At 69.1% G+C, this 20,834-nt stretch carries 26 protein-coding genes; 10 read left to right on the forward strand and 16 right to left on the reverse strand.

What is annotated here, in order from left to right:
• The coding region (locus G3I65_RS13570; protein ID WP_160696419.1) for a LysR family transcriptional regulator at positions 1-610 on the reverse strand (610 nt) is incomplete at its 3' end.
• A gap of 135 nt (positions 611-745) precedes the next feature.
• Between G3I65_RS13570 and G3I65_RS13575 the strand changes: the two genes are divergently transcribed.
• From G3I65_RS13575 to G3I65_RS13600, 6 genes are all read left to right on the forward strand, one after another.
• Positions 746-1,006: a hypothetical protein gene (locus G3I65_RS13575; protein WP_160696420.1), complete on the forward strand. Its 261-nt coding sequence runs from the start codon at positions 746-748 to the stop codon at positions 1,004-1,006.
• A 45-nt stretch (positions 1,007-1,051) separates the two neighbouring features.
• Entirely contained in the window at positions 1,052-1,930 is an 879-nt protein-coding gene (locus G3I65_RS13580; RefSeq protein ID WP_160696421.1) for a MoxR family ATPase, read from the forward strand.
• Positions 1,923-3,065 carry a VWA domain-containing protein gene (locus tag G3I65_RS13585; RefSeq protein ID WP_160696422.1) on the forward strand — a complete coding sequence of 381 codons (1,143 nt, stop codon included), beginning with the start codon at positions 1,923-1,925 and terminating at the stop codon, positions 3,063-3,065. The genes G3I65_RS13580 and G3I65_RS13585 overlap by 8 nt, the downstream gene beginning before the upstream one ends.
• Before the next feature lie 19 nt (positions 3,066-3,084).
• A complete protein-coding gene (locus tag G3I65_RS13590; RefSeq protein WP_160696423.1) occupies positions 3,085-3,369 on the forward strand; it encodes a hypothetical protein in 285 nt (94 codons plus the stop codon).
• Between the two features lie 92 nt (positions 3,370-3,461).
• A complete protein-coding gene (locus G3I65_RS13595; protein ID WP_203612373.1) occupies positions 3,462-3,815 on the forward strand; it encodes a hypothetical protein in 354 nt (117 codons plus the stop codon).
• A 1,253-nt stretch (positions 3,816-5,068) separates the two neighbouring features.
• Positions 5,069-6,808, forward strand: coding sequence for an RING-H2 finger protein (locus G3I65_RS13600; protein ID WP_160696425.1), 1,740 nt, complete (start codon positions 5,069-5,071; stop codon positions 6,806-6,808).
• A gap of 444 nt (positions 6,809-7,252) precedes the next feature.
• Here G3I65_RS13600 and G3I65_RS13605 read toward each other — a convergent pair whose 3' ends face one another.
• Positions 7,253-7,708 carry a GreA/GreB family elongation factor gene (locus G3I65_RS13605; RefSeq protein WP_160696426.1) on the reverse strand — a complete coding sequence of 152 codons (456 nt, stop codon included), beginning with the start codon at positions 7,706-7,708 and terminating at the stop codon, positions 7,253-7,255.
• A gap of 309 nt (positions 7,709-8,017) precedes the next feature.
• Entirely contained in the window at positions 8,018-8,836 is an 819-nt protein-coding gene (locus G3I65_RS13610; protein ID WP_160696427.1) for a choice-of-anchor E domain-containing protein, read from the reverse strand.
• 542 nt (positions 8,837-9,378) lie between these two features.
• Here G3I65_RS13610 and G3I65_RS13615 point away from each other — a divergent pair.
• Both G3I65_RS13615 and G3I65_RS13620 read left to right on the forward strand, forming a co-directional pair.
• Entirely contained in the window at positions 9,379-10,143 is a 765-nt protein-coding gene (locus G3I65_RS13615; RefSeq protein ID WP_160696428.1) for a hypothetical protein, read from the forward strand.
• 33 nt (positions 10,144-10,176) lie between these two features.
• Positions 10,177-11,325, forward strand: coding sequence for a hypothetical protein (locus tag G3I65_RS13620; RefSeq protein WP_160696429.1), 1,149 nt, complete (start codon positions 10,177-10,179; stop codon positions 11,323-11,325).
• A 172-nt stretch (positions 11,326-11,497) separates the two neighbouring features.
• Here the strand turns inward: G3I65_RS13620 and G3I65_RS13625 are convergent, their stop codons facing one another.
• Genes G3I65_RS13625 through G3I65_RS13680 form a run of 12 tightly spaced genes read right to left on the reverse strand, consistent with a single transcriptional unit; the run spans position 11,498 to position 18,824 of the window.
• Positions 11,498-11,875, reverse strand: a complete 378-nt coding sequence (locus G3I65_RS13625; protein ID WP_160696430.1) for a hypothetical protein — start codon at positions 11,873-11,875, stop codon at positions 11,498-11,500.
• 4 nt (positions 11,876-11,879) lie between these two features.
• Positions 11,880-12,149: a hypothetical protein gene (locus tag G3I65_RS13630; protein WP_309235437.1), complete on the reverse strand. Its 270-nt coding sequence runs from the start codon at positions 12,147-12,149 to the stop codon at positions 11,880-11,882.
• Between the two features lie 2 nt (positions 12,150-12,151).
• Positions 12,152-12,394, reverse strand: coding sequence for a hypothetical protein (locus G3I65_RS13635; protein ID WP_160696431.1), 243 nt, complete (start codon positions 12,392-12,394; stop codon positions 12,152-12,154).
• Positions 12,391-12,594 (reverse strand): DUF1059 domain-containing protein, encoded by a 204-nt coding sequence (locus G3I65_RS13640; RefSeq protein WP_160696432.1) that lies wholly within the window; start codon positions 12,592-12,594, stop codon positions 12,391-12,393. The genes G3I65_RS13635 and G3I65_RS13640 overlap by 4 nt, the downstream gene beginning before the upstream one ends.
• A 12-nt stretch (positions 12,595-12,606) precedes the next feature.
• Positions 12,607-12,834, reverse strand: coding sequence for a hypothetical protein (locus G3I65_RS13645; RefSeq protein WP_160696433.1), 228 nt, complete (start codon positions 12,832-12,834; stop codon positions 12,607-12,609).
• 17 nt (positions 12,835-12,851) lie between these two features.
• On the reverse strand, positions 12,852-13,106 hold the full coding sequence (locus tag G3I65_RS13650) for a hypothetical protein (protein WP_160696434.1): 255 nt from the start codon (positions 13,104-13,106) through the stop codon (positions 12,852-12,854).
• Between the two features lie 14 nt (positions 13,107-13,120).
• Entirely contained in the window at positions 13,121-13,705 is a 585-nt protein-coding gene (locus tag G3I65_RS13655; RefSeq protein WP_160696435.1) for an SRPBCC family protein, read from the reverse strand.
• Positions 13,705-14,676, reverse strand: coding sequence for an XdhC family protein (locus G3I65_RS13660; RefSeq protein ID WP_160696436.1), 972 nt, complete (start codon positions 14,674-14,676; stop codon positions 13,705-13,707). The genes G3I65_RS13655 and G3I65_RS13660 overlap by 1 nt, the downstream gene beginning before the upstream one ends.
• 13 nt (positions 14,677-14,689) lie before the next feature.
• Positions 14,690-17,038 carry an aerobic carbon-monoxide dehydrogenase large subunit gene (locus G3I65_RS13665; protein ID WP_160696444.1) on the reverse strand — a complete coding sequence of 783 codons (2,349 nt, stop codon included), beginning with the start codon at positions 17,036-17,038 and terminating at the stop codon, positions 14,690-14,692.
• A gap of 44 nt (positions 17,039-17,082) precedes the next feature.
• On the reverse strand, positions 17,083-17,616 hold the full coding sequence (locus G3I65_RS13670) for a (2Fe-2S)-binding protein (protein ID WP_160696437.1): 534 nt from the start codon (positions 17,614-17,616) through the stop codon (positions 17,083-17,085).
• 28 nt (positions 17,617-17,644) lie between these two features.
• Complete coding sequence (locus G3I65_RS13675) at positions 17,645-18,520, reverse strand: xanthine dehydrogenase family protein subunit M (RefSeq protein ID WP_160696438.1); 876 nt, start codon at positions 18,518-18,520, stop codon at positions 17,645-17,647.
• A gap of 43 nt (positions 18,521-18,563) precedes the next feature.
• Positions 18,564-18,824 carry a hypothetical protein gene (locus G3I65_RS13680; RefSeq protein ID WP_160696439.1) on the reverse strand — a complete coding sequence of 87 codons (261 nt, stop codon included), beginning with the start codon at positions 18,822-18,824 and terminating at the stop codon, positions 18,564-18,566.
• Positions 18,825-18,981: 157 nt separating this feature from the next.
• On the opposite strand from G3I65_RS13680, the gene tsaA reads away from it, so the two are divergent.
• Positions 18,982-19,524 (forward strand): tRNA (N6-threonylcarbamoyladenosine(37)-N6)-methyltransferase TrmO, encoded by a 543-nt coding sequence (gene tsaA / locus G3I65_RS13685; RefSeq protein WP_239071121.1) that lies wholly within the window; start codon positions 18,982-18,984, stop codon positions 19,522-19,524.
• A gap of 57 nt (positions 19,525-19,581) precedes the next feature.
• Complete coding sequence (locus G3I65_RS13690; RefSeq protein ID WP_160696441.1) at positions 19,582-20,535, forward strand: LysR family transcriptional regulator; 954 nt, start codon at positions 19,582-19,584, stop codon at positions 20,533-20,535.
• On the opposite strand, the gene G3I65_RS13695 is transcribed toward G3I65_RS13690, so the two are convergent.
• Positions 20,501-20,834, reverse strand: a 334-nt coding sequence (locus G3I65_RS13695) for a VWA domain-containing protein (RefSeq protein WP_160696442.1), incomplete at its 5' end; no start/stop codon positions are given. The two genes, G3I65_RS13690 and G3I65_RS13695, sit on opposite strands and share 35 nt — an antisense overlap.

A 20,834-nucleotide genomic window follows, 5' to 3' on the forward strand; every position in this document is an offset into this window, starting at 1 on the left:
TCAGCAGCGCCGCACAGGCGGCCCGTGTGCCCGAGCCCTCTTCCCGCATCAGCCACGTGACGCGCTCCAGGTCGAAGTCCGCGGCGACCTCGGGCGCGGCGACGACGAGCAGGTCGTTGTCGCGGACCGCCCGCACCACCGTGCCGGGCGGTCCGGACGGCGGCCGGCCGGCGATGACCAGGTCGGCCTGGTGCGCGGCGAGCAGCGCCCAGACGTGCTCGCTCGTCCCGACGTGCAGTTGCAGGCCGACATCCGGGTAGTGCTTGCGGAACCCGGCCAGCGCGAGCGGCAGCAGGTGGTCGGCGGCGGTGGTGACGGTCGCGAGCCGGACGTGCCCGCGCGCCGGGTCGAGATCGCCGCGCGCGGCCGACAACGCTTCCTCGTGCAGGCCGAGGATGGTGCGGGCGTACTCGGCGAACGTCGTGCCCGCCTCGGTCAGGCGCAGGCCGCGGCCGTCGCGCTCGACGAGCGGCACCGCGACTTCTTTGGCCAGCGCGCCGAGCGCGGCCGACACCGCGGATTCACTGAGCACCAGCCGCGCCGCCGCGGCGCGCACCGAACCGGTGTCGGCCACCGCCACGAACGCGCGCAGCCGCGCTGTCGTCGTCATACCGCTGTTCTTACCGCGCCGCCGGGGCGAGGCCAACGGCTAAAGCAAACCCTTAATCAGCCGTCGCCATCCCAGCGATCCCGGCCTACAGTCGAAGGCTGCGAAAGTCTTGAACGACCACGAAGAGAGGCGATCATGACCCGCACCCAGGACAACGCGGCCGAGGTGCTGCGCGCCGTCTGGTCGGCGGAGGGCGCCAACACCGCCGAACTCGACGAGGCCTGCGGCACGAAGAAGCAGTGCCGGAACATGAAGCACGTCAGTTTCGACGGGTTCGCCGAAACGGGTGGCGATCTCGGCACCGCCTGGCGCGACAAGCTCCGCCGCGAGGGCAAGCTCGACACCTCCGCCGGCTCGATCCGCGATCTGGTGCTCGGCGCCGACGCCCCGCGCTGACCCGTCCGCTTCCGACACCGCGCAGCCCCCGAGGAGAACTCCCGCATGGACCGCCCCGCCGACGTCGGCGAGCTGACCGGGCTGCTGCGCGACGGCGACTACCTGGCCGACCGGGGGCTGGCCACCGCGCTGTTCGTGGCCCTCCGGCTCGGCAGGCCCATCCTGCTGGAAGGCGAAGTCGGCGTCGGCAAGACCGAGGTCGCCAAAGCGCTGGCCCAGGCGTTCGGCCGCCGACTGATCCGGCTGCAGTGCTACGAAGGCATCGACACCGGTCAGGCGCTCTACGAGTGGGACTACGCCCGGCAGATGCTGCAGATCCGCGCGCTGTCCGGGACGAGCGGCCTCGACGAAGACGACGCCGTCGACGGGCTGTACGGCCCGAAGTTCCTGCTCGAACGGCCGCTGCTGGAGGCTGTCCGCGCGGGCGACCAGGCAGTCCTGCTGATCGACGAGGTCGACCGCGCCGACGACGAGTTCGAGGCGTTCCTGCTGGAGCTGCTCTCGGACTTCCAGATCACCATCCCCGAACTCGGCACGATCCGCGCGGAGCGGCCGCCGCTGGTGGTGCTCACGTCCAACCGCACCCGGGAACTGCACGACGCGCTCAAGCGGCGCTGCCTGTACCACTGGGTCGACTACCCCAGCGCCGAGCGCGAAGCCGAAATCGTGCTGGCACGCGTGCCCGGGGTGTCGGAGACACTGGCCGCGAAAGTCGTCGCGGCCGTACAGCGGCTCCGGGAGCTGGACCTGAACAAGCCGCCGGGTGTCGCCGAGACGATCGACTGGGTGCGCTCGCTCGAGGTCGTCGGCGCGACCGAAGTGGACGGACGCGCGGTCGAGGACACGCTCGGCTCAATCGTCAAGGATCGCGAGGACCTCGAGGTCGTGCGCGAAAACCTGGACCAGGTCATCTCCCTTGCCTGAGCAGGACGCCGGCTTCGTCGCCACGCTCGTGGAGTTCGCCAGGGAACTGCGCGCCGAAGAGGTGCCCGCCGGACCGGGCGACGTGCTGACCTACTGCGCCGCGGTGGCCGAACTGGAGCCGTCCGATCTGCTCGACGTCTACTGGGCGGGCCGGAGCACCCTCGTCAGCCGCCGCGAGCAGATCCCGGTCTACAACCGGGTGTTCCGCCGGTACTTCCTCGGCTACGACGAGGATCCCGGGCCGAAGCGCCCGTTCAGCGTGCGCACCCGCGCCGAAGCCAAGGCCGTGCTCCAGGTACCGGAGACCGAACCCGGGACCGGCGAACAGCAGGAGGAGCGCGAGGCCGAACTGGGCCTGGTCGCCTCCGACGCGGCCGCGTTGAAGGGCAAGGCGTTCCGCGCGTGCAGCGCCGACGAACTGGCGGCGTTGCGCCGGATCATGCGCACGATCCGGCTGGCTCCCCCGCGGCGGCGCAGCCGGCGCAGTGTCGCCGACCCGAAGGGCCGCCGTCCCGACCTGCGGCGGACGGTCCGGGAAACGCTGCGCACCCTCGGCGACCCACCCCGGCTGCCGCGCCGCGCCCGCCGGCTGCGGCCGCGGCCGCTGATCCTGCTCCTCGACGTCTCCGGCTCGATGGCGGACTACTCCCGCAACCTGCTCCAGTTCGCCTATTCGACAGGCCGGGCGGCAGACCGCGTGGAGGTGTTCTGCTTCGGCACCCGGCTGACCCGGATCACCCGGGAACTACGCCACCGCAAGCCGGACGAAGCACTCGACCGGGCGGCCGGCGCGGTCGCCGACTGGGACGGCGGCACCCGGATCGGGGAGTCGCTGCACACCTTCGTGCGAACTTGGGCCCGGCGCGGCCTGAGCCGGGGCGGCATCGTCGTCATCTGCTCGGACGGGCTCGATCGCGGCGACCCGGCCGTGCTCGCCGAGGCCATGGCCCGGCTGAGCCGGCTGAGCCACCGCATCGTGTGGCTGAACCCGCACAAACCGGGCGGCCGGGACGACGGGTTCCGGCCGAACACACTCGGCATGATGGTCGCCGAGCCGTACGTCGACCGGTTGCTGTCCGCGCAGGACCTGCGGAGCCTGGAAGAATTCGCGGCCGTGCTGCCCGGTCTGCGGTGAGAACGGAAGGTGGGACGCGGTGAAGTGGAGCGTGGCCGTCGTGGCCGACGGTGATCGGATGCTCTCACGCGAAGAAGTGGTCGAGCTGGCCGACGCGGTCGCCGCGTGGAGCGGCATCGCGACCGGCATCGGCACCAGCAGCTACGGCGCCCAGCTGCTCATCGAAGCGGACACCCGCGACGACGCCGAACAACGCGCCCGCGACGCGTTCGCCCTCGCCGCCCGCACCGCCGCCCTGCCGCCGTGGCCCATCAGCAGCGTGACCACGACCAGCGAGGACGACGAACCGGAAGACTTCGCGTGATCCGGCTCGGCTCACTGGCCGGATACCCGTTCGAAGGGCCACGGGTGCTGGCCGGCTGGACAGCACCCGCAAAAGCAGCGGTGTACGCGATCATGTACCGACCCGACGCAACCGCGCAGCCCGGCCGGTACGCCGTCATCTACGTCGGACACTCTGCGGACCTCTCGGCCGACGGGTTCCCGTTCCGCCATCCACGCAGTGCGTGCTGGGTGCGCCGCGCGGGCACCAAGTGGCGGCTCTACATCGGCACCTACGAAGTCCCCGGTGGCTTGCCGTCGCACCGGGAACAGATCGTGCAGGAACTGTGCGCGGTCTATCACCCGACGTGCAACGACCGGCAGTACGACAACGCGTGGAAGGACGAGTGGATCGGCGAATACCGCGCGCCGACCGCCGGTCCGCTGACCACGGGCCGGGAACCGGGCCGAGCCGCGGATCCGGAATGACCCGCCGGCCTCCAGCCCGATCGAGGCCATGATCTTGGCGACGGTCTTCGCCGAGGCTACTCGCCCTGGTCACGGAGCTCAGCGGTGATCCGCGACGCCCCTGTCGGTTCGCCACGCCCGTCACCAGCAACCTGACCCTATATGCGCACTGGACACCGGCCGCCCCGCCCAGCAGCACGACCCCGGCGCCGCCCGTATCCAACCCTGCAAGCCGCCACCGGCCAAGCCAGGCCCGGACAGCACCGCGCTCGCCAACACCGGCGTCGACAACCCGTGGGCCTCGCCGGCGTCGGAGCCCTGATCGCGTCGCTCGGTCTCGAACTCGTTGTCGTCGGTCAGCCCCGCAGGTATCGCCGGAGCCGCTGACTCCGGGGCGGTAACGACCGCGCACCGTGCGCGACGCGGGGAACGAGCAGCGCCACGACCGCGACGCACACTGCCCCCGTCATATTGATCCGGGCGGCCCGGCCCCCTCGCCGGGCGGCTGCCTGATCTGCCCGTCGCGCTCAGCTCGGAAGGCAAGCTCGACCCGGTCGCGCCGGTTGCCGCGTCCGAGGATGAAAGTCTGTACAAGCGGATCGCGAAGGATCTTCAGGGGGCCTGATCGTGTCCGGCGTGCTCGCGCCTGGCCAGCAGCTCCCCTACGGTCGCCGATCTGGCGAAGCGATACGGGGTGTCGTTCGGGACGGCTCAGCGCGCCATAGCGCAGCTCAGCGCCGCAGGGCTGTCGCTCCCATGCCGAACCGGCGAAGGTCGTTGGCTTGCACGAGCATCGCACGAGTCATCGGCAACGTCGACCGCAATCCAACAATTTCCCGTGTGCGATTGTCGACGACAAGCAACATCGGCGCCGTCAAGATCGACCCTCGGTCCAGTTAGCCCGATGTCCACTCGCCGGAGGAACTTCAGGCGGCGAACGTGCCGCTGATGGGCGAGTGCACTTCGAATTGCCCGCCAGTGCATTCGAGCAGGAAGTGACACGTGCATTTCGAGACCTTGCCGGTGCAAGCCGGACTCGCTGTCGCGTGCGGCGCTCTAAGCTATGTGCGTTATCCAAAGTCGGGTACGCGGATGCCGGAGATGTGATGCCATTACGGCCGGACGAGGTGCGGAGTGACCTGCTCGGACAGCTGAACGCGACGAGGGCGTCGTGGGAATCGATGAGCTGGCAGGAATTCACGGAGTGGGCGCAGCGTGAGCGATCGCTGGACGAAACTCGGCACAGTCGCGATGGCCGCTACGGACTGACTGCCTTGCTCGACTACCTGACGGAGACATACCAGTCAGCGGACCAACGCATGATAGCCGTCGCCGAACTCGCCAACGAGCCTATTGTCGCCAGGTGGCTCGCCCCGGAGTCCGTGCGACGGCAGGGACCGGGGTGGTGGAGGGCGCGCGACGCCGCTACGCGCGAGTGGCGGTATCTCCGCAGCGATGCCAGGCCTGATGACCCCAACACAGCCGGCCTGAATTGGCTTGGCCGAGATGAGTTCGTGGTCGCCAGGGGCCGCTTCTTCGAGCCGGAGGGCGTGCGGTGGCACAGAGCCGGGTGGTGGCGGGCGATTGACGAGAGTACGAACCGGCCGTGGTTTCTCCACCGCGATGGCAGGCCGGAGGACCCCAACGCGGCCGGCCTGAACTGGATCACTTGGGATGAGTTCGTGGCTGCCTGGGGTCGCTTCGACCCGGCGCGCGTGGAGCAGCCCAGAGCCGGGTGGTGGCGGGTCATCGACGAGAGTACGGGCGAGTGGCGGTTTCTCCACAGCGATGCCAGGCCGGAGGACCCCAACGCGGCCGACCTGAACTGGATCACTCCGGATGAGTTCGTGGCCGCCTCGGGCCGCTTCGACCCGGCGCGCGTGGAGCGACACGGAGCCGGGTGGTGGCGGGCGGATCACGGGGGTACCGGCCGGCCGTGGTATCTCCGCGGTGATACCAGGCCTGAGGACCCCAACGCAGCCGACCTGAACTGGCTTGACTGGGATGGTTTCCTGGCTGCCAGGGGTCGCTTCGACCCGGAGCGCGTGGAGCGACACGGACCTGGGTGGTGGAGGGCGCTTGACGGGGCAACGATGGATTGGCGGTTTCTCCACAGCAACGTCAGGCCAGAGGACCCCAACGCGGCCGGCCTGAACTGGGTTACTGAGGCTGAGTACCGGGCCTGGTTCTCCAATCCGACGAGTTCGCCGGCGCAAGTATCTCAGACGTACCCGCTGGGGGAAGCTCCCGCATACGATGATCTGCCTTCCGGCGTCAGCGTAACCCTCACCGCCGGCGGCGCCATCCGTGCCGGCCAGGCCCAGGTCGCCACGTGCGCCATCTGCCAGGAAGTCTTCACTGTCGACGAGGTCGCGCAGCCGGCGGGCGGCTGCCCGCACTACTTCCACTGGGCCTGCCTCGCGGCGTGGGCCTACCCGTCGAATGCCCTTGTCCAATACAACCCGAACGACCCGAGAGCATTTCCCCAGTGTCCGACGTGCCGAGGAACACTTCGCAGTCGCCCGGGCGATACCCCTGAGCTGAAACCCCTGAAGATCTTCGTCGCCGCCGAATTCGGCCTCCGGTCGGACGACGGCAAATACTGGTGGGACGGCACCACGTGGCAGCCGGTCACCGATACCCCTGACCCGCAGCCCTCGCCCTCCATGCAGCCGGCGCCGGAACCCGTGAGCGCGGAAGACGCCGTCAACTACGTCATCGACGCCTATCGCGACAGCGCGCCCGATTCCGACGCGCGGAGGAGTCTGTTCTACCGGTCCGGCGAAACGGACTTCATCCGGGACGTGACGATCACCCTGCCGGCCGATGCCACTGGAACACCCGACCGCGCTGTATTCACGATCCGTTCCGATCCCAGCACCACCGAATCCGGCGAAACGTTCTGGCAACTCGACCTGACCGGCGTAACCGCCGACGGCCACAGCGTGGACAGCTCCGCATGGCTCTGCGCAAACCCCGCCACCCGAACGGCCTACATCACCCTCACCCTCTGAACCCCACCCCAACCACCGATCGACGCCCCTCGCGCCCCGGAAGTCGCACCGGCATGCCTCCACAACGAGGCCGTCGCCCGGATCGTCTGGTGCATCGCTGAACGCTCGCTCGGGGAACGGCTTCGCCCGTGCGGATCAACGAGAGAAGGACCGGCCCGAAGACCTGGGCGGCCAGGACGAAGCGCGTGGGATCTGCTCGGTCCACCCAGATCGCCGCGATGTCGACCGAACTGGGCTCCTTCGGAGTGGTCAGAGCCGCATCCGGTCCACGACCTTGCTCGTAAAGTGTCTGGCAGATAGCCAGGTGCGCACTGTAGGCAGTTCTCGTAATGAATAGGAGGGGGTTCGATTCCCCCAGGCGGCTCGACAAGGTTGATGGCCCCTGCCCTCGAAGACAGGCCGGCGGCGGAAATTGTTTGGCGATACCACCCGGTCGGGTCAAGTTTACTTCGGCGGGATCAGTTTCACGACCGTTGCCTTGGCGTCGCCGCGGGGGGTTCGGTAGGTGATCTCGTCGCCGGATTTGGCGCCTACCAGGGCCAGGCCGAGGGGGCTGTCCGAGGTGATCGCGTCGGCGTCCTCGCCGGGGACCGTGACGACCTGGAAGGTCTCTTCGTCGCCGTCCGAGAAGCGGAGGGTCACCGTGGTGCCGTCCGGGAGCTGGGCGTTGCCGTAGCCGCCGTGTTCCATCTTCGCGGCCAGGTCGGCGATCTGGCGGTCGAGCCGGGCGGCCGCTTCGGCGCGGTCGATCACGTCCGCCTGGTCCGCCGCGTCGCCGGTGCGCTCCTGCTCGCCGGGTTGCGGCGCGAGGGCCTCCCGCTGTGCGCGCAAGTTCGCGATTTCCTTCTCCAGCTGGCTGCGCGCAGCCGGGCTGAGCCCCTTGTCCCCTGAGATCACCATGCCGCGCATTGTCCGCCGCGCGGACCGGGGTGGCCAATCCGGTTTTTCACCCGAAGGTCACCCGCGGGACGTCTGCCCTGGGATTGCTTCCAGCAGGCCAAGAACGAAGCCGGACTCGATTACGCTACCGGAGATCTGGCTGCACACCAAGCCCGCCTCAGCCACCACAAACGCCGCGGCTGCCCACTCATCGAACTGCCGTTGCAAGTACTAGGTGATCTTCACCTCGAGGTCGGCCGTGACGCGTCTCGGACCGAGAACCGCGTGCGCTGCGGCGATGCGGAGCGGCCCCGCGTGATCCAAGCACGGTCACCGGACCCGGCGGTTGGAACGGCGGCGGACTCCGGCAAAGACCATCGCACTCCCGCCCAGGAACAATGCTACGGCCACCCCCGCGAGCTGCGCAGCGGGCGCGCCTGTGTTGGCCAGGTCCCCGCTACTCGCAGCTGCTGCTCCCGCCCTCGTGCTGACCGGAGTGGCGCCGGTCGGCACGGGCTGCGACCTGGTCTCGGTCGGCGCCGAGCTGGTCGGCGCCACATCGTAAGTGTACTGGATCGTCGCCCTCCCGGCCCCGTGGGCCTGGAAGATGATCGTCCATTCCGAGGGCTGACCGAGAGTAGAAGCCGAGCTGGCCTCCCAGCTGACCGGCACAGTGCCCGTCCCGGTGTACATCGACAGGATCGACGGGTCGCTGACCGCCCGGCTGAACGGCCATTGGTCGTCCTCCGTGATGTAGAAGCTGTCCGGAGCCGTCGGCTTGACCCCCGTTTGCCGCCACGTCGTGCAGGAGTCGACGCCGCTGGTGGCCGCCAGGGTCGTCGCCGGCACGTCCATCGCCCCGGTGGCGTCGGCGACGATGTTCCCCGCGAACGTGATCGGGGCTTTGCCGCCGACTACGCCGGCATCGATCGTTGAGGCCTCCGGACTGCGGTTGGTCATGCAGACCTCGAACGTCATCGTCACGTCCGCCGTGATCGTCATCGACGCCAGCGTGCCCAATGACGGGTCGAACTGCTGGAACGTGCCGTTGCCTGGCTTGTCCAGATCACCCAGGTCGACCTGGACGGTCTGCACCGCTGTCGTGTCCGCCAGGGCCGGGGCCGCCGCGAACAGCAGCCCACCGGCCATCGCCAGGACGATGGCCGGGATGGTCAGTGCGCGCATCGGATCTCCGGCTGCCGTTGTCTTCGCTGCCGTGCGTCGCGATCGAACGCCCGCTACGGCCGTCGTGGTTCCCCGCGCGAATCGCAGAACGATCTTCCCTTTCGTTCCCCCGGCGGTCCGGAAGCGGACGCCAGCTCACACAAGAGGGGTTGGCCGTAGACGCTAGCGACACATTCCTACCCGCGGGAACCGCGGCGGCGGCTCGTCACCCGATCGTGTCTCTGGGCCAAGGGGCGCGGCGAGGCCATCCGCGCAACGCCTGCTGAATACGCCGCACGCCACCAAGTGGCAGCTCCACATCGGCACCTGCGAAGTCCCCGGACCGCCTCCCCGCCGGGGTCTTGCCGATGCCGAGCCGACCTCGCCGAAGCCCGCGAACTTCGTTGGTCCACTGTCCGCCCCCGGGTGCGGACGTGCAGGAAAGGGTTCCCGCCGGCATGCCTTCGGGGACAAACAGGCGAGTGTCGGCGCTATCTAGACTGGCGGCGCTACTGCGAGGAGGAATGATGGACGAGGTCGACACCTTACTGCGCTCGGGCAACTACGGTTATTCGTATCAGTTTCTCGAGTGCCTGTGCGGAACCTACCTGGCGCAGGTCGGGGAGGGCACGTTTGACCTGGCCGGTCTGATCGAGGGGGTTCGCCAGGTCGACACCATCATGGCGGAGAGTCTTGGTGAGGCTCTCGAGCAGCTTGTTGACCCCGCCGAGGCCATGAAGTCCGTCGGCGACCTCGGTCCGGACGATTTGTTCCGGCGGCAGACGGAGCTGGCTCAAAATGCGTTGCCGAGCGAAGCTGCCGCTGCCGCCCCCGGCGGTCCGGGAGACGCTTCCGGTGCCCTGGAAGACCCTTCCGGTGGCCCGGAGGAGCTCGATGACTGGTATGAGTTTCTTCGCGGTAATCAGGTCGGCTGGGACGGCACCGCGAAAGGTTGGCAGAAGTTCCGCGCCGACTTCGTCGGCGGCGCTGCGGACGCGGGCGTTCCGAATTCGGCCGAGATGCTGATGGCGGAGGCGGAGAGTTCGAGCGATCCGGCGGCGTTGCTGACCAGCTACGGTGTGCGCGTCGGTTCAGCCACGACCACGTCGGCCGACTACTCGGATGCCGGTCTCGGCAGCGGCGAGCCGGCCATGCCGATAGCTCAGGAAACGGTCGCCGGGTTCGCCCAAGCGCTTGCCGCCGACGGAATCGATGTCGCGTCGACCGACCCGGCCGTCCTCAACGAGATCATCCGGAGTGCCGCTGCCGCGGCCTTGCAGCAGCAACGATGAGCGCCATCCTGCTGCCGCGATTGAGGAGTACCCGTGGCCAACTCAAACCAGCAAACGCATCTCGTGCGGGCGTTCACTGATTTGGAGCCGGAACAGCTCCAGCAGATTCACAACAATCCGGGGATTGTCGGAGAAGTGGTCGCGGCAGCCGTGGCGCCCGCTCCGGAACCCGGATACGGAGTGTCGATCACGACAGCGGTGCCGCAACTGACAGCGGAACAGGTGCAGCAACAAGCACGATATCGACCGTCGATCGAGGTTCCCTCGGAGGACGACCGCAAGGAGCGGCAACGTCGACTGAAAGAGTCAGAACGCAGGCGCCACGAGGTCGAAGCGGCCAGGTCCGCCTTGGTCACCCAGCAGAATGCATGGTACCGCAAACTGGAAGAGCTGGAACAGGAAAAGGCAAGACTCGAGAAGTCAGAAGCGCCATACAAGCACGCGACTGCCGCCGTGGCAAAATCCGACACCACAGAGGGCAGAAAGCGGCGACTGGAGGAATTGCCGACAGAGATCGCGCAGCTGACCACAACCTGGGCGAACTCCCGATCGTGGTCCGATGACGATGTCCTCGAGTGGCACTCACTAGCACACCTGACGAAGCAGAACAAGGCCAGGCAGGACAGGGATCTAGAAGCACTGAAGCGCGACCCGCGACTGCAGTCGGCCCTGCAGAAATTAGGGGACTCGCTGAAATTCACACTCGACGCAGGCGATAAAGCCCTGGGCCTTGATAACCTTCTGAAGGACGTCTCCGATCTGCCCGGCGCCATCTCTGACAACCCGTTCATCACGGGTGGCGAGAGTGCAGTTGACGCCCTTAACAGTTACCAGACATCGCAGGGCGGAGACGGAGTCAATCCGGAATACGTGAATGACAAACTGCAGCGAGCCGGGTTCCCACAGGGGGAACTTCTCGAAATCGTAATGGGATGTGTTGCTGTATACGGGGATGCCACCGGACACGGGGGTAGGATCAGGTCGAACCTGCCGATAGTGCTCACCTACGGCAACCAGGCTGGCTTCAATCTTCGAGTCGGCGCCGTATTGCAATTTCTGGTGGGGGTCACCGCCGCATGGATGTCAGCGACCTCCACCTCCAACAGCGGCGGCGCCAACGAGGCGAAGAGTCGCGGCCAAATGGACGAGAGAGATATGGGCAAGTACACCGGCAAGCGCTGATATTCCAGCCGCACTTCGTGATGCTCGCGGTCAGGCATCCGGGTACCCCTCGGGACGAGCACTGTCCGGACTGTGTCCGAAGAGGACGACTTGGCAGGGTGGTCCCAGATTCAGAGCCCCTCCGACCGTGAAGAGCCACGGAAACGCGCGGACGCGTTTCCGTGGCTCGGGGTCAGCGGCCGTGGGTGCCGGCCAGGTGGCGGCCCGCCGGTGAGTAGCCGACCCCGTCGTGCAACCGGGAGCGGCGCCGTCCGGACGCCGGCCGGGCCGGGCCACGCTCCGCGGGCGCCTCAGGAGCCGTGACTCCCTTCACGATCCCCTCTGCCATTCCGTAGAGCAGCGGCAACGCGCCCGCGACCACAGCACCCGTTTCGTTGATGTGCCCCACGTCCTGCGAAATCGGCTCCGCGTTGCGCTTGATCTGGCGCACCAGGTCCCGGCACTCCTCGAGGTTCGTGGCGACGCGGGTGAGCTGGCCGCCCACGATGAACAGGTAGACCGCCAGTCCGGCGATCAGCAGGACGATGTCGACGACCGAAAAGACGACCACGGGATCACATCCTCACTTTGCCGAGCACGCGGCCCAGGAACAGGTGGTGTTCGAGACCTTCGGCAAGCACGGCGTCGACGCCCTTGGCCGTCTCGCCGATCAGCTTCGTCTGAGCGGTGTTGTCCGCCGCGGCCTTGAGCGTTTCTCGGATCTTGGCGACCCGGCGGTCGATGGTGTGGACGAACACCACCAGCAGCGTCAGCAGCGCGGCCACGGCCAGCACCACCACCAGCCCCGCGATGTTCGCGGTCAGCCACAGGTTCTGGTCTGTCACGGTCAGCCTCCCAGCCTGGTGCGGCCCCGGCGGAGGCCGGCGACGATGACCTGCGCGTGGTCGATCGTCTCGGTGAGCTTCGCCAGCGCCGCGGTGTTGCGCACCGAGTCCTGCAGCGAGTCGTCGATCATCTTCGCCTCCTGGCCGATCGAGTGCGCGAGCCGCAGGATCGGCACCACCAGCGCGACGAGCACCAGCACGACGACCACGCCGATCGCGTAGCCGATCACCCAGCCGGTCGTCATGACTGCCCTCCCGTGCCGGCCGGGAGGATCTCCCGGATGGTGTTCGCTTCGATGAACTGCACCAGCGACTTGGTCGGCGCCGGGATGCGGTGCTCGGTCTTCACGTGCTCGGCGACCTTCGCCATCAGCACGTCCTTGCCGGGGGCGAGCAGCCGTGTGTCGCAGACCGGGCTGCCGCAGACGAATTCGTACTGGGCCACGCCTCTCCCCTCTCAGACGGTTTCGCAGAAGTCGCGGACGGGTTTAAGGCTCTGGTTCACCGACGTCAGCGCGTCCGGCACGGTCCGCGTCTGGGCCGCGACGACCTGGACGCCGACCACCACGGTGCCGAGTGTGCGGCGGATCGCGGCCAGGTGCAGGATCACCCGGACCAGGCCGAGCACGGCGGCCGCGATGATCAGTGCCGCGATGATCAGGGTCACCACTGCGGCAGCGGGCATGGTCGTTCTCCTTCCGCTCAGCCGAGCAGCTTGGCCACGGAACCGGCGTAGCGCACCGCGCCGGTCGCGACCTCGTCGATGGTCCGCTCGGTCTTGGCGAGCGATTCGGGCAGGTCGTCCAGTTCGCCGGTGAGCGCGACGCCGCCGTCGAGGATGTCGTCCGAGGCGCCGCGGATGCGTTCGGCCGCGGCGAGGATCCGGTTGAGCAGCGCGACGAGCACGGGCACGACGACCACGAGCAGCACCGCGTTGCCGATCCACCACAACGTCATGGGTTCCGCCCTCCTCAGGTCGGGTTGGGTCGGTAGGGGGCGAAGAACCGCCGCAGGACGCGGGTCAGTGCCATCCGCATGGCCTGCATCGCGATCCCGAAGCCGCTCGCGGGAGCCACGGTCCCGATCTGGTCGGGGGAAAGGCCCTTCTCGAGCGCGTCGATGCGGTTCTGCATGTTGGTGGCGAAGTCGCGCATCAGCACCGCGGTGACGTCCGCGATCATGCCGCGGCCGTACTGCGCGGCCGCGCCGGAGAGCTGCAGGTCCATCGCGACGTCGACCTTCGACCCCCGCGCGATCGGCACGAGGCTCGCGATCACCGACATCGCCGCCTGGCCGCGGCCCTTCACGTCGGCGCCTGCCGCGTCGACGACGATCTTCTTGCCCGCGTCGTCGCGTTCCTTGATCGCGGCCGTGCCGTCGAAGGCCATCTTCACCGGGCCCATCCGGATCGCGACCTTGCCGCCGTAGCGGTCGTCACCGAGGTCCTCGGTGAGTTCCGCGCCGGGCAGGCAGGCCGCGACCTGCGGGATGTCGTCGAAGAAGGTCCACACCTTTTCGACGGGCTGGGCGACCTCGAAACTGCTCTCGATGAGCATCAGGACTCCCGGTTGTGGGTGTGGTGGACGAGCTCCGCGCTCAGGTACTTGCCGGGGTCACCGGTGAACGCGTCCCGGCAGCCGACGCAGCAGAAGTGGTACGTGTGGCCGTCGTGCTCGGCCGGGTGGTGCGCCTTGTCCGCGGGAACGGTCATGCCGCACACCGGGTCGAGCGCCTGCGGGGGTGCGGCGGGCGGCGCCCCGGCTTCCGGGACCAGCGCGCCGGACGCCCGCAGCTGCACCAGCTCGGCCAGCACCGCGACCGCGATCTCGCGGTGCGACGTGTGCCCGAGGTCCAGCCCGACCGGTACCTTGACCCGGTCCAGCTGGGTCTGGGGCACGCCCCGGTCCGCGAGGTAGCCGAGCACGGCCTCGCCGCGCCGCCGCGACGCGACCAGCCCGACGAACGCCGGGAACGCCAGCACCGCCTGCTCGACCGCGTCCTCGTCGCCGTGGCCCTGGGTGGCCACCACGACGAGGGAGCGCGCGCTCAAGTCGACCGCGGAGAACTCCGGCGCGTCACGCAGCTCGCTGTGCCAGCCGAGTGCCTGCGCCAGGTCCCGCAGGGTGTGCGCCATCGGCGACCGGCCGACGATCATCAGGTGGGGCATGGGAATCACCGGTTCGATGTAGACCTCCAGGGCTCCTTCGCTCTGGCACGCGATGGGCACCACGGCCATGCCCGCCGGCACCGCCGCGCCGAACTGCTCGGCCGTGCCCAGCAGCAGCAGGCGCGCCTGCCGGTCGCGGATCACCTCCTGCGCCTCCCGGATCACCACCGGTTCCGCGCAGGCACCGCCGATCCAGCCGTAGAGCTGTCCGTCCGCGGTGACGATGGCGCGCGAACCCTGCTGTCCGGACGAGGGCCCCTGCCGCCAGACGACCGTGGCCAACGCGAATTCCTGGCCACGGCGGGAAAGTTCCGCCGCCTGGTCGATGACGTCCCAGCCGTCGATGGTGTGACCGCTCATGTCCGCACCCCCGCTAGTCGTTCTTCACCGGCGGCGCGCCGGACACGTCGTGGCGCCGCGTGATCGCCTCGTACACGCGGTCCGGCAGCACCGGCATGTCGATGTTGCGCACGCGCGGGTCCTGCAGCGCGTTGACCACCGCGTTGACGAACGCCGCCGGCCCGGCCACCGTCGCGCACTCGCCGACGCCCTTGGCGCCGATCGGGTGGTGCGGGCAGGGCGTGACGACCTCGTGCAGTTCGTAGCCGGGGGTCTCCCACGCCGTGGGCAGCAGGTAGTCCATGAAGTTCCCGCCGACGCAGTTGCCCTCGGCGTCGAAGGTGATGAACTGCATGTTCGCCATGGCGTAGGCCTCGGTGAGCCCGCCCATGATCTGCCCTTCGACGATCATCGGGTTGATCCGCACCCCGCAGTCGTCGACCGCCACGAAGTTCAGCACGTCCCAGACTCCGGTCTCCGGATCTACCTCGACCGTGCAGATGTAGGCCGCGAACGGCCACGTCAGGTTCGGCGGGTCGTAGTAGGCGGTGGCCTCCAGGCCGGGCTCGAGGCCGTCAGGCATGTTGCTGTACGCGGCCATCGCGCATTCCTGGATGCTGACCCCGCGCTCGGGCGCGCTGCGGACGTAGAACCGCCCGAGCTCCCACTCGACGTCCTCTTCGGACACTTCGAGCAGGTGCGCGGCCAGCTTGCGGGACTTGGCCCGCACCTTCCGCGCGGCCATCGCGACCGCGGCGCCGGCGACCGGCGTGCTCCGCGAAGCGTAGGTGCCCATGCCGAACGGCGCGGTGTCGGTGTCGCCTTCTTCGACCACGACGTCGTCGGCGGGCAGGCCCAGCTCGTGCGCGACGATCTGCGCCCACGTCGTTTCGTGGCCCTGGCCCTGGGTTTTGGCGCCGGTGCGCAGGATCGCCCGGCCGGTCATGTGCACGCGCAGCTCGGCGGAGTCGAACATCTTGATGCCGAGGATGTCGTACTCGCGGCTGTTGCCCGCGCCCAGCGGCTCGGTCATCGTCGAGATGCCGATGCCCAGCAGCCTGCCTTCCTTGCGGGCTTCCTGTTGCTGCCGCAGGAAGTTCTCGTAGCCGATGGCCTCCATCGCGACGTCCAGGCACTTGCCGTACTGCCCGGAGTCGGTGAGGAACCCGTACGGCGTGCGGTGCGGGAAGTCGTCGTCGCGCACGAAGTTGATCCGCCGGAACGCGGCCTGGTCCATACCCAGGTCGTCGGCCGCGGCCTGCATCATCCGTTCCTGGAAGAACATCGCCTCGGTGACCCGGAACGAACACCGGTAGGCGACACCGCCGGGCGCCTTGTTCGTGTAGACGCCCCGTGCGGCCAGGTGCGCGTACGGGATGTCGTAGCAGGCGAACGCCGAGTGCATCAGGCCGATCTTGAACTTGCTCGGCTGCGCGTCGGCGAAGAACGCGCCGTGGTCGGAGACCGTGTTCATCCGGACGGCCAGTATCTTGCCGTCCCGGCGCATGGCGACCTCGCCGTGCAGGTAGACGTCGCGGCCGAACCCGGTGGAGATCAGGTTGCCGCTGCGGTCTTCGATCCACTTGACCGGCCGTTCCAGCAGGATCGACGCCAGGATCGCCATGACGTAACCCGGGTACACCGGCACCTTGTTGCCGAATCCGCCGCCCAGGTCCGGGGAGATGATCCGGATCATGTGCTCGGGCAGCTCGGCGATCAACGAAACCGCGGCGCGCACGATGTGCGGCGCCTGGGTGGTCATGTAGACGGTCAGCTTGGACGTCGCCCGGTTGAAGTCGGCGATCGACCCGCAGCACTCCAGCGGCGACGGGTGCGAACGCGGGTAGTGCAGGTCGATCTGCGACACGACGTCGGCCTGGGCGAACGCTCGGTCGGTGCCGTCCTTGTCGCCGACCGCCCAGTCGAAAGCGACGTTGTCCCGCTGGTTTTCCTTGTCGTCGCGGATGAGCGGCGCGCCTTCGGCCATCGCCTGCTCGGGGTTGACGATCGGCGGCAGCGGCTCGTAGTCGACGGAAATGGCCTCGCAGCCGTCTTTCGCCACGTACGGGTCGTCCGCGATGACGCAGGCGACCTCCTGGCCCTGGAAGCGCACCTTGTCGGTGGCCAGCACCGCTTGCGTGTCATAGGACAGCGTCGGCATCCAGGCCAGGTTGCGGGTGGCCATCATCTCGCCGGTGAGCACCAGCCGGACGCCCGGGATGGCATAGGCCTTGCTGGTGTCGATCGACTTGATCCGCGCGTGCGCCAGCGGGCTGCGCAGGATCTCCATGTGCAGCATGCCCGGCAGCACCACGTCGTCGATGTAGCTGCCCTTGCCGCGGATGAACCGGTCGTCCTCGACCCGGCGGCGGCTCGCGCCCATGCCGCCGATCTTGATCTCGTCCAGCGCGCGGCTTTCCACTGCGGTCACTCGGCACCTCCGGTTTCACGCAGCTTGTCCGCCGCCCACAGCACGGCCTTGACGATGTTCTGGTACCCGGTGCAGCGGCACAGGTTCCCCGACAGCGCCCAGCGGACCTCGTCCTCGGTGGGATCGGGGTTCTCCTCGAGCAACGCCTTGGCGGCCAGCATCATCCCGGGCGTGCAGAACCCGCACTGCAGGCCGTGTTCGTCCTTGAAGCCCTCCTGCAGGGGGTGCAGCTCGCTGGCGCCTGCCAGGCCTTCGACCGTGGTGACCTCGTGCCCGTCGGCCTGCACGGCGAGCATGGTGCAGCTCTTGACCGGCTTGCCGTCGAACAGGACCGTGCAGGCCCCGCAGTTGGTGGTGTCGCAGCCGGTGTGCGTGCCGGTCAGCTTCAGCCCCTGCCGCAGCAGGTGTGCCAGCAGCAGGCGCGGCTCGATGTCGGCGGTCCGTCGCCTGCCGTTGACCGTGATCGCGACCCGGCGCACCGGCACCTGCGTGCCCGGCTCCTCGCTGACTTCCTCGAACAGGCTGGTCATGCGGAAACCCCGTTCCTCTGCGGGCCCATCAGGCCGCCCTCGCCGTCGAGTCCAGCTCGCGGCTCAGGATGCGGTCGACGAAGACCCCGATTATGTGTCGCTTGTAGGCCGCGCTGCCGCGGTGGTCGGACTTCGGCTGGGCGGCCTGGGCGGCGAGTTGCGCGGCTGCCGTGATCGAGTCGCGGCTCAGCGGACGGCCGACGAGCGCGTTCGCCGCCTCGGCGGCGTTGATCGTCGCGCCGCCGACACCGGTCAGCGCGATGCCGGCCCGCGAGACGACGCCGCCCGCCGTCTCGATGGCCACCGCGGCCCCGGCGGTGGCGAAGTCGCCGACCCGCCGCTCCAGCTTGTGGTAGCCGCCGCCCGGAATGCCGCGCGGCGCCGGGATGACGGCCTCGACCGCGATTTCGTCGTACGCCAGTGCGTTCTGGAACGGCCCGGTGACGAACTCGCCGATCGGGATGGCGCGCCTGCCGCCCGGCCCCTGCGCCACGACGTGCCCGCCCAGCGCCGTCACCACCGCGGCCCAGTCGCCCTGCGGGTCGGCGTGGCACAGCGAACCGACGAGCGTGCCGCGGGTGCGCACGATCGGATCGGCCACCAGCGGCGCGACGGCCGCCATCGTCGGCTGGCTCCCGGCGAGCAGGGAGGAACGCTCCAGATCGCCGTGCCGGCACAGCGCGCCCACGTGGATGGTCCCGTCGGGATCCGCCCGGTGGTAGTCCAGCCCGGGCAGCTCGTTGATGTCGACGAGCAGTTCCGGGCCGGCGAAGCGCAGCTTGAGCATGGGCACCAGGCTCTGGCCACCGGCCAGCACCTTCGCCTCGCCGTTGCCCGAGCGCAGCAGCTCGATCGCTTCTTCGATCGAGTGGGGCGCTTCGTAGCGGAAGCGCGAGGGATACATCCTCACCTCCGGGTGATGTGGTGGGCGACGGGACGGGCGCGCGTCACTCGTGGCTCTTGGGGAAGTGCTCGATACCGGCTGCCGGATCGGGCACGGCGACGGGGTACTCCTCGTCCGTCGGGTCCGGCCGGGGGATCTGGTGCGGGGGCCAGGGCCCCGGCACCGGCTGACCGGCCACCTTCAGGAAATCGACGAACTCCGGAAACGCCCACACCGTCGGGCTTTTACCCGTTTTCGGCGCGTTTTCGAACAGGGCGTACAGCCGGGGATTGCCGCGGCTGTGGCCGTCGGATTCGACTCGCATGGCTCGCGACCTTTCGGGGCAAGGACGGAGCACCAGGCGCCGTCGCCGATGTTGCGCAGGTCATAGTTGCCCCCCGGTCAGCTGCTGGCAACGGTGGATTAAGGCATTGCTTATGTCGGCCTCCCCGGGAAACGGGCGCGGCGGGCATGCTGTCCCGATGCGCCGGTCCTGTCCGCTCACCGTGATCGGTGTGGTGCGTTCCGTGCACACGTCGCCGGAGCACACCCCGGTGCAATCGGCGCTCAATCCCGACGAACACGCGGTAGTCGAAGTGTTTCCGGCCTTTGTGGACGGATTGCTCGGGCTCGCCGGGTTCGACTGGGCCTGGCTGCTGACCTGGCTGGACCAGACGGCGGGCACGCCATCGATGCGGCAGATCCCGTTCCTGCTGCGGCCGCGACGGCAGGTGATGGGCATGTTCGCGACCCGTAGCCCCGATCGGGTGAACCCCCTGGGCCTTAGCCTGGTCCGCGTACTCGGCGTCGAGGGCGAGAGCATCCGCTTCGCCGGAGTGGACCTGCTCGACGGCACCCCGGTGGTCGACGTCAAGCCATGGGTCGGCCGGTTCGACCGGCCCGGCGGCGGGCCACGCAGCGGCTGGTACGACACGGTGCCGATCGAGCCGGGCGTCCGGCCGGCCGACCTGGGGCCGCCACCCGATGCCGCGTTCGGAAAGCGCGCCGCCCGACCGCCGGACTAAAATCCACGGGTCCGGATCAGACTGCCGCCACCGGCGACGACGACGGAAGGGCAGGGCGTGACGCCGACACAACTCCGGGCGTTCGTGGCTGTGGTGCGCCTCGGATCGGTCAAGAGCGCCGCGGCCGATCTGCACGTCTCGGAAGCCGCGGTGTCGCTGCACGTCGCCCAGTTGCGCAAGGAACTCGGCGACAAGCTCTACCAGCCCACCGGCGCGGGCCTGGCGTTCACCCCCGGCGGACTCCGGCTGGCCAGCCGCGCGGCGGAGATGCTCGGCCTGCAGGACCGGACGATCCTGGAGGTCCGCCAGGCCGGCGGCGGACGGCGGCTGCTGCGGGTGGCCGCGTCCACCCTGTTCGCCGAGCATGCCGCGCCCGGACTGATCGGGCTGTTCGCCGACCGGGCCAAGGACCTCGACGTGGAGCTGAGCATCCACCGCCCGGCACAGTTCGAGACCCTGCTGCGCACCCGGGCCGCCGACGTGGTCATCGGGCCCCGGCCGCCGGCGGATCCGACGCTGGCCACGACCCACTTCCTCAACTACCAGATCATTGCCGTGGCCCATCCCGCACACCCGCTGGCGAAAGCCCAGCCGACCGGGAGCTCGCTGCGCGAGCAGACCTGGCTGCTGGGCCCGACCGGGGCGTCGCAGGCGGAGGTCGTGTTGCCGATGCTGCACCGGATGAACGTTCCGGAGGAACGCCAGCAGATCTTCCAGAGCCACGCGGCCGCACTGCAGGAAGCCAAGCGGGGCAAGGGAATCGCGCTCGTCGTGTCGTTCGCCGCGGCGCAGGACATCGCCGCCGGCGACCTGACCCGGCTGACCGGGAACCTGCTGCAGGCCCAGGGCACCTGGAACATCACGATGCTCGGCGGCGGCACCGCGCCGTCCGCGGCGGCCGAGCTGGCCCGGTTCATCACCACGCCGCGGGCCACCCAGGCGATGCTGCGCGGCGGCGGCACGACGCCGGGCCGGTTCAAGCCGTCGATCTACGTGACGCTGTGGCATTGACCCGGCCACCCGCCGCGTCCGCGGCGATCGCCTCGACGGCCGCGGCCAGTGCGGCGAAGGTGTGCGCGGGCAGGAACCGGTCGCAGTAGGGCAACGCGGCCGCCATCGTCGCCACCCGGGGCTCGAAACCGGGCGCCGCGGCCCGCGGATTGAACCAGCAGATCCGGAACGCCCGCCGGCGCAGCCGGGCCAGGACGGCCGCCAGCCGCTCCGGCGGATCGGTGTCCCAGCCATCCGAGGCGATCACCACGACGGCCCCGCGCGCGGCCGACGCCCACCGGGACCGCAGCAGCTCGGCC

It is taken from the genome of Amycolatopsis sp. SID8362, from assembly GCF_010550475.1.
Classification (GTDB): domain Bacteria; phylum Actinomycetota; class Actinomycetes; order Mycobacteriales; family Pseudonocardiaceae; genus Amycolatopsis; species Amycolatopsis eburnea.

Bases quoted from the DNA above. Each gene is read 5' to 3' on its own strand.
- G3I65_RS13575 (WP_160696420.1), top strand. From the start codon at position 746: ATGACCCGCACCCAGGACAACGCGGCCGAGGTGCTGCGCGCCGTCTGG.
- G3I65_RS13580 (WP_160696421.1), top strand. From the start codon at position 1,052: ATGGACCGCCCCGCCGACGTCGGCGAGCTGACCGGGCTGCTGCGCGAC.
- G3I65_RS13595 (WP_203612373.1), top strand. From the start codon at position 3,462: ATGTACCGACCCGACGCAACCGCGCAGCCCGGCCGGTACGCCGTCATC.
- G3I65_RS13605 (WP_160696426.1), bottom strand. From the start codon at position 7,708: ATGGTGATCTCAGGGGACAAGGGGCTCAGCCCGGCTGCGCGCAGCCAG.
- G3I65_RS13610 (WP_160696427.1), bottom strand. From the start codon at position 8,836: ATGGCCGGTGGGCTGCTGTTCGCGGCGGCCCCGGCCCTGGCGGACACG.
- G3I65_RS13615 (WP_160696428.1), top strand. From the start codon at position 9,379: ATGGACGAGGTCGACACCTTACTGCGCTCGGGCAACTACGGTTATTCG.
- G3I65_RS13635 (WP_160696431.1), bottom strand. From the start codon at position 12,394: ATGACGACCGGCTGGGTGATCGGCTACGCGATCGGCGTGGTCGTCGTG.
- G3I65_RS13645 (WP_160696433.1), bottom strand. From the start codon at position 12,834: ATGCCCGCTGCCGCAGTGGTGACCCTGATCATCGCGGCACTGATCATC.
- G3I65_RS13650 (WP_160696434.1), bottom strand. From the start codon at position 13,106: ATGACGTTGTGGTGGATCGGCAACGCGGTGCTGCTCGTGGTCGTCGTG.
- G3I65_RS13655 (WP_160696435.1), bottom strand. From the start codon at position 13,705: ATGCTCATCGAGAGCAGTTTCGAGGTCGCCCAGCCCGTCGAAAAGGTG.
- G3I65_RS13660 (WP_160696436.1), bottom strand. From the start codon at position 14,676: ATGAGCGGTCACACCATCGACGGCTGGGACGTCATCGACCAGGCGGCG.
- G3I65_RS13665 (WP_160696444.1), bottom strand. From the start codon at position 17,038: ATGGGCGCGAGCCGCCGCCGGGTCGAGGACGACCGGTTCATCCGCGGC.
- G3I65_RS13670 (WP_160696437.1), bottom strand. From the start codon at position 17,616: ATGACCAGCCTGTTCGAGGAAGTCAGCGAGGAGCCGGGCACGCAGGTG.
- G3I65_RS13675 (WP_160696438.1), bottom strand. From the start codon at position 18,520: ATGTATCCCTCGCGCTTCCGCTACGAAGCGCCCCACTCGATCGAAGAA.
- G3I65_RS13680 (WP_160696439.1), bottom strand. From the start codon at position 18,824: ATGCGAGTCGAATCCGACGGCCACAGCCGCGGCAATCCCCGGCTGTAC.
- tsaA (WP_239071121.1), top strand. From the start codon at position 18,982: ATGCGCCGGTCCTGTCCGCTCACCGTGATCGGTGTGGTGCGTTCCGTG.